The sequence below is a fragment of the Runella sp. SP2 genome (assembly GCF_003711225.1).
GTDB lineage: Bacteria > Bacteroidota > Bacteroidia > Cytophagales > Spirosomataceae > Runella.
In genome coordinates this window covers 6,033,356-6,047,089 of record NZ_CP031030.1, presented here as the reverse complement: position 1 = coordinate 6,047,089, position 13,734 = coordinate 6,033,356, and the positions used below count along the sequence as shown (strand labels likewise).

The following is a 13,734-nucleotide window of genomic DNA, read 5'->3' as shown; positions in this document are numbered from 1 at the left end:
CGCAAAAGTACAAAAAAAGGGTTAACAGTTTGAGTTACTGGTCGATTTTATGGTAAAGTGGAAAGTACCGAATTGAATCAATCATAGATTGAATACTTTGTCGGAGCGATTGTTTCCACGCAGGCACCGTTGGGCGAAGTTGAGTCCGCAGCGAAAAAGGTGAAACTGGCACCTCTCCGTGCGACTGAACGCGCTGGAGATAAGCTTTTTGCAGCGCCAGTGCTCCCGCATACTGGCTTATAATCTTATTGGAAAGGCTTTCTCTAAAATTAAAAAATGTCAACGGTGTTTCTTGATTAACTCGCCAGCCGTTGGACGTCGAAGTGATGATGCGTTCGTGCAGGTTGTGCAAAGCGACGTTCCAGCCTAGATTTTTGTTTAGCGTAACCTTATCAAAATAAATGGGGATGTAATTAAGCCAAAGCTGGTCGTGGTTCATGCCGTTGCACACGTCGAAATAGGCGCGGTCGGTCAGGCGTTCTTGCCACCATTTTAACAATTTCCGCGTGTTGTCCGTCGCTTTCATGGCCCAAAAACCTGCATCGTACATGCCTGTATTCAAAAATAGTTTTTCATCTCCGTACGACGATTGGCCGAAAGTACGCGTCAAGCGCGGTGTCAACACTACCTCATTGTTTTGAAGCTGGGCTTCTAACTCTGCCCAATCCCCTAACCACCAAATGGTTGGGTCAAAATAAACAATTGCGTCTGCTTGCTCTTTTTGCAAAAAATAGTCGGCAAAAAAAGGTTTGCTCGCTGCGGCAAGTGCCGTAGCATCGTAGCGTTGCTGCATCGATGCTACTTCGCTATGGCCCAAGTCTGCGAATGAAACTCCCTTTTCCAACGTTCCTGCGACGGTTCCAATTTTAAAAGAAACACTAGCAGGCAGACTTTCGGCCAATACTTTCACAAAAGGATATTGGTCGGGCGTACAAACAGTAAAAACAATCGTTTTCAATCGGACAGAGGAATTTTGATTCAACAGGTATTTTTTACAGAACCTTCTCGAAAGTTTTGAACTTTCGAGAAGGTCGCTTTTTTGAGACGTAGCCAGTTCCTTTTCGGAATCGTCCCGAAAGTTTTGAACTTTCGGAAAGGTCACTTCTTAGCTCAACAAACGCAAAGCGGCTTCCAACGGTTTAATCAACAGCTGACGAACGCGCTGGTATTTATAGACAGGTTCTTTTTTGATATAAAAACAAGGAAACTGTCGGTAATAGGCATTGTGATTTCGGAGCAATTCTTCCCGATAATAGTCAAACAAAGGATTCAAATCGGGGCGTTTTTCAAAATCAAAACGGTCTTGGTATTTTGATACCACACTTGGCTTGGCAGGGTCATAGCCACTGTAATGAAAAAACACAACGGGCTGATTATCATTGACCCAATGCTGGCCTTCGTGCTGGGAGAAGCGCCGTTCGTGCATATTCCAGTAGGCAGCATTCCATCCTGGGTGCTTTTCGACGTGGATATTATTCCAAAAAATAGGAGCGAAGTTGACCCAATTTTGATCCACAAACAATCCATCGCAAAGGTCTATTTTACATTCATCAAAAAGCTTGTCCTCCCACCATTTCACAAACTCCATGGCTTCAACGCTTTTGTGCAAGGCGATAAAACCAAGATTATACACACCTGTATTGAGGTGGTGAAGTTCGTTTGGCGTCAATTGGTCATCGATAGGAGTGGCAAGATGTGGAGTTACCACAATATCGTTGGTTTCGAGCAAATTTTCGAGCTGCGTCAACGGCTGGTAAACAATAATATCGGGGTCGAAATAAATCACATTTCGCACCTGCGGTACTTTTTCAAAAAAATAGCGGATAAAATAAGGCTTGACGGCCGTATTGAGTTCAGTGATGTTATAATGTTCACACATCTGATCTAGGCCATCAACGCCTATGCGGTGCAATTCTAAAAGCTCAAAATCAGGGAGTTTATCTTCTGGTACTTGGGCCACGTCCAAGCGATCGACCAATCCGATGATAAAACGAATATGAGGGTTGGTTCTTTTTAACGAATCGCCCAAGGTACGTGCCTGAGCCAAGTAGTTAATCGAACACAGCGTAAAAGCTAATGTCATTGTTTGGGTGCTATCGTGCTAATCAATGTACAAATATCTGACCTACACGGGTAAATGCCAACTATTCCGTTATCTAATCGACAAACTTTAGGGGTTTAAACGGCGAATGGTTTCTACTACTTTGGCAACGCTGGCGTCGGTTGCGTGCCGTTCCAATACCTTTTCTTTACCCCGCTTCCCTTGCTGACGGCGTAAATCGGGGTTCTCAATTAGCGTAATAACGGCTTTGCTCATCGCAGCTACGTCTAAATAAGGCACCACAGAACCTGCATCTTCTTCAACCAATTCGGGCGCTCCACCACTTTTTTCAAAACACACAATGGGGCGTTCGGCTAAAGCCGTTTCTAACACCACCAATGGGTAAGGGTCTTCACGGGAGGTGAGCGTAAATACATCAAATTGGCTTAAATACTGGAATACTTCCGACGTAAGCCCCACGTGAATGATGCGTTCCGATAACCCCATGCGTTCGGCATCAAAGCGCTGAACCTCGTACCATTCCGAGTCTTCGCGCATCCCTACCCACACAAAATACACGGGGCCTTCACCAAAATGCTGAATGACTTGCTGGGCTACCATCATAAAGATGTCGTTGCCTTTTCGCCATTCGGCATGGCCACACCCGCCTATAAGAACCGCCTCGGCAGGAACTCCCAGCACTTTCCGAATGTCCGTTTTTCGGCCTTCTTCTATTCTTTGAAGAATTAATGGAATGTCTATAATTTGAAACGTACTAATCTGAGCGTCAGGGTATTGATAGGTAGCCTTGAAATAATTAGCAACGGCTTTCGACACGACAATGAGGTGATTAGTATTGGTCATCAAATACGCCATATCGTCGGGATGGCTGAATTTTTTGATGGACATTTCCAATTCGTGTGCAAACAAGACAGTAGGCACGGGTAAAAAACTCAGGTGCCGATAAGCTGCGGCCGCCGCAATGGTATTGGCAAAAATCAAACCGAAGTCTTGAGCTTCCATCTCAGCCCGAAACTGCGCCCAACGCTTGACCAATACTCGGTGTTTAATACGTTCTTCCCAACCAACCAAGCGTAATACTTTCGTTACGAAAGGGGAAAAATGAATGTCTCCCAAACGAGGCAAGCGCGTAGTGGGAACGACTTCCCGAAACTCCTCTTCCAATGGGCCATCGCTACAAAGCAATAAGTGCATGGTAAGCCCCTGTTGCTTCAATTGTCGTAGCAACTGCAACAAGACAATCTGCCCCCCTGCTCGGTTTGCATCGTGGCTTATGAAGAGATTTTTTTTCATCGGTTAAAGCTAACTAACACCTTCCCGAAAGTTTTTATCTTCCCGAAAGTTTTAAACTTTCGGGAAGTTCAAGGAAGGTCAAAAGCACATCGTTTAAAGTGTCGCAAAAAATTGTTTCCAGTTATCCAGTTGGTTATGAATATCAAACTCCATCGCTCGATTACGCAGAGTTTCTTTGTCAATCGAAAGTTGACCACTCATCACGTCTTTCATGATTTGAGCCAGTTTGGGAATGTCAAAAGCGGGTGCTACTTCCCCCATTCCTTTTTGCACAAACTCACTAATTCCTCCTGAGTTAAATCCAACGACGGGTTTTTGCAAGTACGCCGACTCTATCATCACTAATGGAAAGGGGTCTTCGCGGGACGTAAGCACAAAGCCATCGCAGATATTAAGGTAATCGTAATAATCTTGCCCTCCTTTTGAGCCTAATGCCAGAAAATTTAAACCCTCACGCTGCACGCGCTGTTCGAGGTAGTATGAAATGCCGTAGTCGCTTTTGCTTCCCAGCCACACGATGTAGGCATTTTTGGGCAATTGTGCCAAAATATCAGGAATCATGTCGTATCCCTTGCGCATACACATCGTCCCTGACATCAACCACACAAAGGCATCGCTTGGCAAACCAAGTTCTTTTCTCAGTACGGCGGGGTCTTTTTTGAGGGTGATTTTTTCGGTATCAATAAATGAATGCAGCAATTTTACGTTGGGCGTGCCCATTCGCTCTAGTTGCTCTGCCACCACGCTAGAACACCCAATCGACGCTTTGGCATGGGTAAGCATCTCCGAAAACGAATCAGCGCGCACCATATCGTACGTTTCCCATAACTCGTGCACATGCACCACGTACGGTACGTTGAGTTTGCGCGCAAGCTTGGCAAACTGCGGCATGGTCATGGTGTTAAAATACCACAAATCAGGCTTAAACTCGTTATGAATCCGTTTGATATAACTCTCCTCGGGCGTAAGTCCAACGATTTTGTGATAGACTGCCTCTACGGAATAGTACGGAAGCCCACGGTGAAATTTATGGAGATAGGTAGCATCGGCAGGAGAGTGTTTGGCAAACAATTCCCCCGCTTGGCGCGAGTAAACAGCGGTTTTGATGTCACTCCCCGAAAGGTGTTTAATCATGTACCAAAGAACCATCTCTGAACCCGTCCGCGCTCCTGTCGGTGTAAAAAATAAAATCTTCATGCCTTAGACGTGGCTCTTTGGGTCGAGCTTGTAGAAATAGGGTTTGTTACGAATGATTTTCCAAAAATAGGTAGAAAACAACCACACTTTACGGGTAAAGTCTTTTTGTTGCTCTAACTCTCCAAACGGATTGCGAAACTTAGAGACGTTGAGGGCTATTTTCCAACCAAAATAAATGGGAATCATCAAGTAATAATTGAGCATTAACCCCAAAAAACGGCCAATTCCGAACTCTTTACGTATCCATACCAAGTTAGAAAGTTGGATTTGGGGATAAAAACGATTGATAATCGTAATCAAGACCTCTTTTCGTTTCGGGTTACTTCCCCATTCGTGGTGAATATACCCACAGTCTTCAAACACTTTCAGCTTCCCGACGCGCCCCAAACGGCAGTTCCATTCGACATCTTCGCCGTATAAAAAGAAATCTTCATCCAACAAACCCGCCTTGGCGACCACCTCGCGTTTTACCAACAAAAAAGCTGCAGGTACCCAATCCACTTGGTCGGGGTCGTCGTAATGCGTTTCGGGGATGAGTTTTTCGAGAATACGTTGAAAAATACGCCCAGGAGGCATCACGTATAAAGTCCGCTTAAATATGGCTAAACTACGGTAAAAAGGGCGTGGCGTACCGTCTGAAAACATCTGAACTCCCCCACAAGCGGCCGTTTCGGGCTGGCTATCGAGGCGCGTAACACACTTGGTCAGAATATCATCCAAAAACTCAGTATCGGAGTTCAGAAGTAGGTAATAACGACCTTTGGAGGCTCTTATGCCTTTATTATTAGCCCTTGAAAAACCTGCATTGTAGCCCATTTGCAGCCACTGAACATCAGGAAATTCTTTGGTAATGATGGCGTCGGCCCCGTCTTGGGAGTCGTTATCAACCACAATCACTTCAAAACTAACCCCCTTTGTATGCGTATAAATCGACCGAATGCAGTCGGTGGTTAGTTTGAGCGTTTTATAATGAATAATGATTATCGAAACGTCCATATTCAGCGGTCAGTAGTCAGCTATTAGCAGTTGGCATACAGCAATCAGTATTTCTGACTGACTGCCACTGTCTGCTAACCGCTGACTGCTCTTTTAATATACTTTATAGCTTGGAATAGGTCTTTTTTCGGCGGGACTGCCCATATAAACGCCCCAAGCCTCGGTATTTTTGGTGATAGATGCCGACATAGCGACTAGTGTGCCTTCGGCAATGGTCGTGTAGTCGCGGATGGTCGCGTTTACTCCGAAAAACGAGTACGATTCTACCACACAGTGCCCCGAGAGCACGACGTGCGAAGTAAAAAATACGTGGTCTTTGATAATTCCGTGGTGGCCAATGTGGTTGCCACTCCAAAGCACACAATTATTGCCTATTTTGGTAAAAGGCTGAATGGTATTATCTTCCAAGATAAAGCAGTTTTCGCCGATTTCGTTGCCAAACAACGTTGCTTTTGAGCTGATATAGCTAATAAACTCATAGCCTTTTGCTTTGGCTTCGAGATAGACTTTTTCTCGGTTTTTGTTCATTTTTCGGCCCGTCATAGGTGCAAAAAACTTAAACTCCGACGGCGCGTAAAACGTTTCTACCTCTTCAAATGGCACTACTGGGAGACCTTTGAATTCAGTTTCTTTCAGGTATTCTTGATTGACCGTAAATGCCACCACTTCGTGGTCGGAATCGTGCGTCAAATAAAAATGAGCTAGTTCTGCGGTGTCAAGGACCCCAAAGATGACCACTTTTGCCATAAGATTATACCAATTCGTATTCGTTTAAAAACTGCTGAATGTCAACTACTTCATTGAACATTAAAATATCAATGACCGATAACCAAGGGACAAACTCATTTTTAAATTGAGCATACGCCACAGGTTTCGATTTGATAAAATTGAGCCGAATTCCTTTTTCTTCAAACACCGTTTTGTCGTAAAGCTCCATGCCACCAATCGGATTGATGTAATGCTGCGCTTTTTCCTGCAAACAAATATCCAAGATTCGTTCTTGTGCTTTTAGGTGCGTATTTTGGTAAATGGCCGAACTAGGTACAATTTTCGTTTTAATCGACAAGTGGTCTGCCAAAACCCCAAAACTCGCCGCAATCCAGTCACTCAATTTCTCGGCATCGAAATTGATAATTTTTTCCGTTACCTCAAAGGCCGTTAAATAAAATGGCGCTTTTTTATACCCTTGTTCGATAGTTTTCAACAATTTACCTTTCCATTTTGGGTCATTTGAGAGGTAAATTTCATTGATGAGCTTGTTTTGGCTGGCATCTTTAAGCGGAATCGTGAACAAATACTCTTGCCCGTTGACCAAGATACGGTTCCGATTTATCCAGCCTTTATTAATGTAATTGACGTCATCGTACAGCACAAACTTATCTACGGCATTCATCAGTTGTAAGTACCCGATGTACGGCATAAAATAAGGTTGCATAATGGCAAGACGCATAAAGTAATCGTTTTTAGAATGATGAATAAAAGAAGTACGCAGGTGTAGAGAGCTAACTTCTCGAAAGTTCAAAACTTTCGAGAAGTTCATTTATTTCAATTTTCTTAGATAATAATCTTCCCCTGGCACAATCAGGTCTTTCATAGTGGTATCAGTCCCCAAACGAATATCGGTTGGAAGTGGAGGAATGACATTTTTTGAGAAAAACAGATAATCAGCCTCCTTAGGAATGGGCTGAACGCCTTTTTCAAAAGGATTAATAGTAATTAGGCGCCGCGAAAGGTGTTTACCGTACAGCGGATATTCAAAGTCATCGTTGATAGTACCCAAGGCCACCGTGGCGGAGTCGGGCACCATTTGGTCAAATTTTTGGTAGGCTTTGGTAATATCAGGACGGGCAAAGGTCATCAATTCAATTCGTTCGGTCTTAAACGCTGACTTGTGACCAAGTGCATCAAAGGGCAAACAGCGCACGTTCAAAAACACCGCTAACAAGGCCGAAATACAGCCCAATACGGTTACAATACCAACATACGTTTTAAGCGCCCACGAGTATCCCGATTTTTCGAGGCTATATTTGTGGCTAAACAGTAGCGTCAAAAATAGCACGCCCAGTACTCCCGTTTCCTGAAAATAACGTCCTTTCCAGGGGTCGTAAGGGGCAGAATAGGATAAGGCCGCAAAGTGCAACAGCAACGCGATGCCTAAGAACCAATGCACAGGTGAGCGCACTAGGCCAATCAGTACCAAAAACAGCAAAGGGAACACCAATGCAAAACCGAAAATTCCCCAGTAAGGATTTCCGTTAATAAACTCAAAACGGCGTTCAAACGTAAAAGGAACAATCGAAAACTCTGTCGTTTCGTCCAAACGCATCTTCAGTTTATCTTCCAAATAAACGAGTGGCTTACGCATAACGCGGTTGGCTTTTTGGCCTATTTCCACATTGCGAATACCATCTAAATTGACAAAATCGTACGCATAGCGCACCGCATTGCGCGAACCTTGTTCAAATAAATTCCGAAAGCCTCCGTTAGAAGTCGCTCGCTCGATAGACTGGTGTTTGAGAGAAGTAGGTGGGCCAATGGGGTGGCCAAATACTTCAATGTTTTTTAAATAGCCCGTTGGTAATGTCCAAATACAAAAACAGAGTGGAATTGCAATCGCCAATTTTGCTATAGCCGACCAGTTAAAAAAGCCTTTTTTTAGCCCCTTTTTTTCTCCCCACGCATTTTGTAAAAATACGGTATAAATCATCACCACAAATACCGAAGGTAGCAACAGCGTAAACGTTACTTTATGGCCATACACTACCCCAAACGCTAATGCCGCCAAGTATAAATAACGGTCTTCTCGCGTGATGCGGTAAGTGAACAAAAAATACAAAAGCGTACTAAAGTAAGCCGTCAGAACGATGTCCGTTTCGGTGGTGATGGCTTGCATTAAAAAATCCAAGAACATGGCAAAAGCAAACGCAGCAAAGAAACTCGCATTCAAGCGGTTTTTCCCAACGCGTTGAGCAATACCAAACACGGCCACGATGGTCATCCAGTACGATAAATGGTGGATGAGTTTAAAAGCATTTTCAAAGCCCCCCGTTATCAAATAGGAATAAATTTGAATGGTAGTCACACTTTTAGGGTAGGTATCCATGTTCCAGTTGGTGCCACCAAAATGCGCCATCGTCCCCCGTTGGATGTATTGTACAGCCCGATTGAGGTGACCTGTCATACTATCCCATTCGTTGGGAACGGTAAACAAGACAAGGATTAGGTTGGTGATGCCAATGACCGCTAGGGTCAGGATCATTACTCCAAACAAGAAACGAAGGTAAGCACCACCGCTCACGTACCAGCGTTGCGCCGCGTGCCACCGATGCACCAGCATTGTTAGCGGGGCAAAGGGTGTTCTTTGAGGAGCTATTTTTGAGAAAACACCCCAAATCAACGTAGGGGGCACAAATACTCCCAATGCCCAAGCCCACGTAGCACTGGTAAGGTGTAAAGGGGATAGACAAAAACCCGTGAGAATAATACTACTCGCAAAAAGCAGAAACGAAGTTAAGAGCCAATCGATAAGCGACGGGCGACAAATTTGAGCGGCTGTCCGTCCGATGTATCCAACGAATACCCCGAAACATACTAAACTAAGCAATGCCATAGTTATAGATGTTGGTTTATCAACGTAGCAATTCGTCTAGCATCTTCATGAGGCAGTTCCGCGTGAAGCGGCAAACACACCACCCGCAACGAAATGTCTTCTGACACGGGACAAGCTTCGGCTTCCTTTAAAAACGGAAGCTGATTGAGCGAAGGATAAAAATAACGACGTGGTACAATCTCGTGTTGCGCCAAAACGTCTCTTACCTGAAGTAGTTTTTCTTCTGACTCAAAAACGATTGGGTAGTAGGAGTAGTTACGCTCTAGTCCATCGGCCCACTGAGGTGCCGACAAGCGGCTCCAGTCGAGAAGCTCCGTGTATATATCACAAACAGCTTTCCGTGCCTGAATCAATTGAGGCACCATTGGCAAGTTACAAAGCCCCATTGCAGCGTGTACTTCCGAGTTTTTCCCATTGACCCCCATAAAGAAATAGTCATCTCCTCGGTGTCCAAAAGCGCGCATCAAGTGCATTTTCTCATGGCGTTCAGGAGTATTGGTCACAATTGCTCCCCCTTCTACGGTATGGAACAATTTGGTGGCGTGGAAACTACACGTGGCAAAATCACCGTAAGATAGCAGTGATTTCCCCAAATAATTAGCCCCAAAGGCATGAGCGCCATCGTAAATGACAACGAGGTTATATTTTTGGGCTATTTTTTCAATGGCTTCCACGTCACAAGCATTGCCATAGACGTGGGTGGCCAAAATCGCCCGTGTATTTTCGGTGATAGCCGCCTCAATGAGATTTGGATTAATACAATAGGTCGCAGGGTCGATGTCAACAAAAACGGGTTTGAGGTTTTCCCACAAAATAACGTTGGTAGTCGCTACGTACGAAAAAGGCGTCGTAATAATCTCCCCAGCGGGTTCGAGTAACTTCAATGCCATTTGGAGCACGATGGTGCCATTGCCACAAAAAGACAAATACTCGACTCCAAGGTATTCTTTAAGTCCTTTTTCCAACTGCTGGGCCAAGGGGCCATTGTTGGTCAGCTGTGAATTGTCCCAGATTTGTTTTAAATAAGAAACATATTCATCAAAATCGGGAAGGTATGTTTTAGTAACGTTAATCATTCGCTTGGACAATCCAGCCGTTTAAACCAATACTTCTGATTGGCTAATTTGAAAGTTAAACTGAGGGCGTACATAACCAGGCCATTTGCCATACCACGTCACACCTTCGCGGTGGTCTTCTACTTCAAACGAAACCGCTTCGGCCAATTGGTATAAAACGGTAGAGGTATCTTTGACCACCATCACTGATATTACGTAGGAACCATCATTTAGGAAGTTTCCAGGAATATCAAGCGTCGCCGACACCAAACCTTTGTCAAAAGACTGAGAGGTCGTCCCAACGTTAAAAATACACTCACCAGTAAAGGCATAAAGGTGCAGGCTCAAGTTAAGGTCGGCGCGCTCGGCCATGTTCCAAAACTCAATGTGTACTTTTATGGGGGTCGTTACGTCGATGTACAATTTTCCACTGGCATACGCAGGCTTCACCCGAATACTACGGAAACGCACATCATCGGTGCCTGGGCCTTCTTCGGGAGTTTCCCAAGTGTGCTCAAGGGTAGTTTTGGCAACGTGGCTCAAGTAGTTGTTAACTACGTGTGTCGTATCTCCTTGTAGTTTGAGACGGCCGTGTTCAAAATAGAAAGCGCGGTTACACAACGACTGCACGGCGGCAAGGTTATGGCTCACAAACAAGATGGTACGACCACTTTCCGAGACATCACGCATTTTACCGAGGCATTTTTTCTGAAAATCAGCATCCCCTACGGCCAATACTTCGTCGATGATAAGAATCTCAGGGCTCAAGTGCGCTGAAATGGCAAAGCCCAAACGAACGTACATTCCAGAAGAGTAACGTTTTACGGGCGTATCCAAAAACTTATCGACTCCCGCAAAATCGACAATGCTATCAAACGCAGCTTTGATTTCGTGGCGCTTCATGCCCAAAATAGCCCCGTTTAAGAAGATATTTTCGCGGCCAGTAAGTTCGGGGTGAAACCCAGTTCCTACTTCAAGCAAACTAGCGACTCGTCCTTTGATGGTCACTCGACCGTTGGTAGGCTCCGTGATTTTACTCAAAATTTTCAGCAAAGTCGATTTACCTGCACCGTTGTGACCAATGATACCAACGCGGTCGCCTTGGTTCACGCTAAAATTCACATCACGCAAGGCCCAAAACTCCTCATGCTCGACTTCGTCCTCTTCTCCCTTGCCAAAAAAATGCTTAAACTTCTCCGAAAAAGTATCTCGTAGTGTATAATTCTTACGAGCCTTTTTTTGGTGATCTATGATATATTTTTTGCTAATATCTTCCGCAACGATAACCTCCATTGGTCGTATAGGTATTGTTCTAGTTTCAAAAGTAATCAAATGTAGTCAACAAACGAATTTTCTTCTTTACGAAAATAGTAAATCGAAATTCCTAATACGGCTACTGTGAAACCTATTGTGCTGTACAAACTACTCACTTTAAAGAAGGCACCGTCGCCCAAAAGACACCACTTAAAACCATCAATAATACTCACCATCGGATTAAGATAATACAAGTCATACCACCAAGCTCCTTGGTTAGCTTCGACCATACTGCTACTGTAGGCGATAGGGCAAGCATAAAACCCGATTTGCACAATAAAAGGAATCAACTGAGCAATGTCTCTAAAGCGCACATTCATCACGGCAAAAAATAACCCAAAAGCCAGCGACGCCGCCAATGTCAAAAGTACAAAAGCGGGGAAAAGCAAAAGTTGCCAACTTGGAAAATGTTGGTACCAAATGGCGATAAGTACGTAGAGAACGATAGAAATGATAAAATCAACAAAACCCACGACCACCGAGCTCAATGGCATAATTAAGCGCGGAAAATAGGTTTTAGTCACCAAGTTAGAATTCAGCAAAATACTGTGGCTAATTTGGGTAAAAGTCGTCGAGAAGAAATTCCAAATGGTTATTCCCGCTAATACCATTAACGGGTAAGGGATTCCTTCGTCTCCTTTGAATTTGGCTACTTTATCAAACACAAAAACCATGACGAGCATGGTTGCAAAAGGTCGAATGACCGCCCAGCCAGCCCCAACTACCGTTTGTTTGTAGCGAACTGATAAATCGCGGCGGGAAAGAATCAACAACAATTCACGGTTTTTCCATAAATCGCGCCAGTAGTTTTTTGCGCCATGGCCTGCTTCTATAATTACTTGTTCTGAGTGCGCCATTATTTTTACGTTCAGATTTAAGTGCTTACGCACGGTTAATCGTTATTTGTTAACTGTTAACAGTATTGATTACCAGTTACTTATTATCAAGTTTATTGTCAATTAATTGAGACCTTCCAAGTTTGTAGTACCTTTGATTATCAAATGTTTATACCTAAAACTTACCGCGGCAGCAAACCGTAAAGTCTATTTTGCACAATTACTTAATGCCAAAAATAAAGCTTTGAACAGGATTTCTCCCGCCCAAAGCTTCATTTTCTTGTCTTATGTTTAGTTCTTTTTCATATCTCTTAGTGCTTCGCCGTATGTTTGTTTGGCGAGCACAAAGATAATTGCCACAATAAGTCCTAACATCGCTCCAAACTTGGTGTTCTCACGCGTGAAAAGTCTCGTTTCGAGCGGTAACACGGCGGGTTCGATGATGGTAAATAACGGGGCCTCTTTGACAATCGACATCCGTAAGTTTTCCAAACTACGCGAAGCCTCCAAATAGAGCGAAGAAACAAAAGTATTACTTCGAGTTAAGCGTCCTTCTTCCACTTTCGCTGTAGGAGCAACCGCGTCGGTATTGATGACTACAGTCCGTGCTAAACTGCTCTCTGTACGGTTCAGTACTCTTCCTAACGAATCGACCCGACGCTGCATGATACCCATCATCTCGCGCGACTTGCGCGTCTGGGTTTCTTGATAAACTCTTTCGATGGTGGTCAACAACAACTCCGCAAATGTTTTTGACACTTGCTCATTTTCCATCGACACCGTCAGGTCATAAAAAGCCGTCTTGATGTCAGGTTGCAAAATTTTAATTTCTCTATCTTTCACCCGATAAAGTACCCCATCAAACACTTGGCGCTCTACTTTGGTCATGGAGTCACGGCGATTGTGCGTAATGCGCACATTCATCCATTCGGGCAAAAAGCTCGCCCACTCGTCTTGACGCAAGTAGGTCGAATCGAGATAGTAATTGACAAACTTCTCTTTTTTTCCATTACTCAAAGTCACCGTTGACAGCAACGCTCTTTCCAACACAGGGCGCGTTTTGATGACATAAAACAAGTTTTCTCCTCTAAATAATCCTGCATCGCCACCTTGTCCACCACCTGACATTCCTAGTAAGCTCCCAAAACCTCCCATGTCTTGTCCGCCAGACGCGCCGCTGATGCTAAAAACAATTTTAGCTAAGTATTGAAGACGTTTATTTTTTTCCGCATCTATGTAGTATCCTATTCCCGTACCAATCGCCGTAATTAATAAAATAATCCACCAGTTTTTTAGAACTAGGTTCTTGGTAGCGATTATCTTTTGAAAAATCAGCTTGGGCGTGAGGGTTACTTGCTCTTGTTGTTCCAT

12 protein-coding genes are annotated in these 13,734 nt (G+C 44.2%); all 12 read right to left on the bottom strand.

What is annotated here, in order from left to right; translation table 11 throughout:
• Positions 1-34: 34 nt before the first annotated feature.
• Positions 35-958, bottom strand: coding sequence for a hypothetical protein (locus DTQ70_RS24375; RefSeq protein WP_164490192.1), 924 nt, complete (start codon positions 956-958; stop codon positions 35-37).
• Between the two features lie 147 nt (positions 959-1,105).
• Positions 1,106-2,083 carry a glycosyl transferase gene (locus DTQ70_RS24370; RefSeq protein WP_122933208.1) on the bottom strand — a complete coding sequence of 326 codons (978 nt, stop codon included), beginning with the start codon at positions 2,081-2,083 and terminating at the stop codon, positions 1,106-1,108.
• Between the two features lie 87 nt (positions 2,084-2,170).
• Entirely contained in the window at positions 2,171-3,355 is a 1,185-nt protein-coding gene (locus DTQ70_RS24365; protein WP_122933207.1) for a glycosyltransferase family 4 protein, read from the bottom strand.
• Positions 3,356-3,448: 93 nt separating this feature from the next.
• Entirely contained in the window at positions 3,449-4,552 is a 1,104-nt protein-coding gene (locus tag DTQ70_RS24360; RefSeq protein ID WP_122933206.1) for a glycosyltransferase, read from the bottom strand.
• A 3-nt stretch (positions 4,553-4,555) separates the two neighbouring features.
• The gene (locus DTQ70_RS24355; RefSeq protein ID WP_122933205.1) at positions 4,556-5,548 is read right to left on the bottom strand and encodes a glycosyltransferase family 2 protein; all 993 of its coding nucleotides are present in this window, start codon (positions 5,546-5,548) and stop codon (positions 4,556-4,558) included.
• Positions 5,549-5,641: 93 nt separating this feature from the next.
• Complete coding sequence (locus DTQ70_RS24350; protein WP_122933204.1) at positions 5,642-6,295, bottom strand: acetyltransferase; 654 nt, start codon at positions 6,293-6,295, stop codon at positions 5,642-5,644.
• A 4-nt stretch (positions 6,296-6,299) separates the two neighbouring features.
• Positions 6,300-6,998, bottom strand: a complete 699-nt coding sequence (locus DTQ70_RS24345) for a WbqC family protein (RefSeq protein WP_122933203.1) — start codon at positions 6,996-6,998, stop codon at positions 6,300-6,302.
• A gap of 90 nt (positions 6,999-7,088) precedes the next feature.
• Entirely contained in the window at positions 7,089-9,158 is a 2,070-nt protein-coding gene (locus DTQ70_RS24340; protein WP_122933202.1) for a glycosyltransferase family 39 protein, read from the bottom strand.
• Positions 9,159-9,160: 2 nt separating this feature from the next.
• Positions 9,161-10,234, bottom strand: a complete 1,074-nt coding sequence (locus DTQ70_RS24335; protein ID WP_122933201.1) for a DegT/DnrJ/EryC1/StrS aminotransferase family protein — start codon at positions 10,232-10,234, stop codon at positions 9,161-9,163.
• A 21-nt stretch (positions 10,235-10,255) separates the two neighbouring features.
• Positions 10,256-11,506 carry an ABC transporter ATP-binding protein gene (locus tag DTQ70_RS24330; protein WP_122933200.1) on the bottom strand — a complete coding sequence of 417 codons (1,251 nt, stop codon included), beginning with the start codon at positions 11,504-11,506 and terminating at the stop codon, positions 10,256-10,258.
• A gap of 35 nt (positions 11,507-11,541) precedes the next feature.
• Positions 11,542-12,384 carry an ABC transporter permease gene (locus DTQ70_RS24325; protein WP_122933199.1) on the bottom strand — a complete coding sequence of 281 codons (843 nt, stop codon included), beginning with the start codon at positions 12,382-12,384 and terminating at the stop codon, positions 11,542-11,544.
• A 270-nt stretch (positions 12,385-12,654) separates the two neighbouring features.
• Positions 12,655-13,734, bottom strand: a complete 1,080-nt coding sequence (locus DTQ70_RS24320) for a hypothetical protein (RefSeq protein WP_122933198.1) — start codon at positions 13,732-13,734, stop codon at positions 12,655-12,657.

Excerpts from the sequence above, each read along its gene's own strand:
- DTQ70_RS24350 (WP_122933204.1), bottom strand. The coding sequence starts at position 6,295 with ATGGCAAAAGTGGTCATCTTTGGGGTCCTTGACACCGCAGAACTAGCT.
- DTQ70_RS24335 (WP_122933201.1), bottom strand. The coding sequence starts at position 10,234 with ATGATTAACGTTACTAAAACATACCTTCCCGATTTTGATGAATATGTT.
- DTQ70_RS24340 (WP_122933202.1), bottom strand. The coding sequence starts at position 9,158 with ATGGCATTGCTTAGTTTAGTATGTTTCGGGGTATTCGTTGGATACATC.
- DTQ70_RS24360 (WP_122933206.1), bottom strand. The coding sequence starts at position 4,552 with ATGAAGATTTTATTTTTTACACCGACAGGAGCGCGGACGGGTTCAGAG.
- DTQ70_RS24365 (WP_122933207.1), bottom strand. The coding sequence starts at position 3,355 with ATGAAAAAAAATCTCTTCATAAGCCACGATGCAAACCGAGCAGGGGGG.
- DTQ70_RS24370 (WP_122933208.1), bottom strand. The coding sequence starts at position 2,083 with ATGACATTAGCTTTTACGCTGTGTTCGATTAACTACTTGGCTCAGGCA.
- DTQ70_RS24355 (WP_122933205.1), bottom strand. The coding sequence starts at position 5,548 with ATGGACGTTTCGATAATCATTATTCATTATAAAACGCTCAAACTAACC.
- DTQ70_RS24330 (WP_122933200.1), bottom strand. The coding sequence starts at position 11,506 with ATGGAGGTTATCGTTGCGGAAGATATTAGCAAAAAATATATCATAGAT.
- DTQ70_RS24320 (WP_122933198.1), bottom strand. The coding sequence starts at position 13,734 with ATGGAACAACAAGAGCAAGTAACCCTCACGCCCAAGCTGATTTTTCAA.
- DTQ70_RS24345 (WP_122933203.1), bottom strand. The coding sequence starts at position 6,998 with ATGCGTCTTGCCATTATGCAACCTTATTTTATGCCGTACATCGGGTAC.
- DTQ70_RS24325 (WP_122933199.1), bottom strand. The coding sequence starts at position 12,384 with ATGGCGCACTCAGAACAAGTAATTATAGAAGCAGGCCATGGCGCAAAA.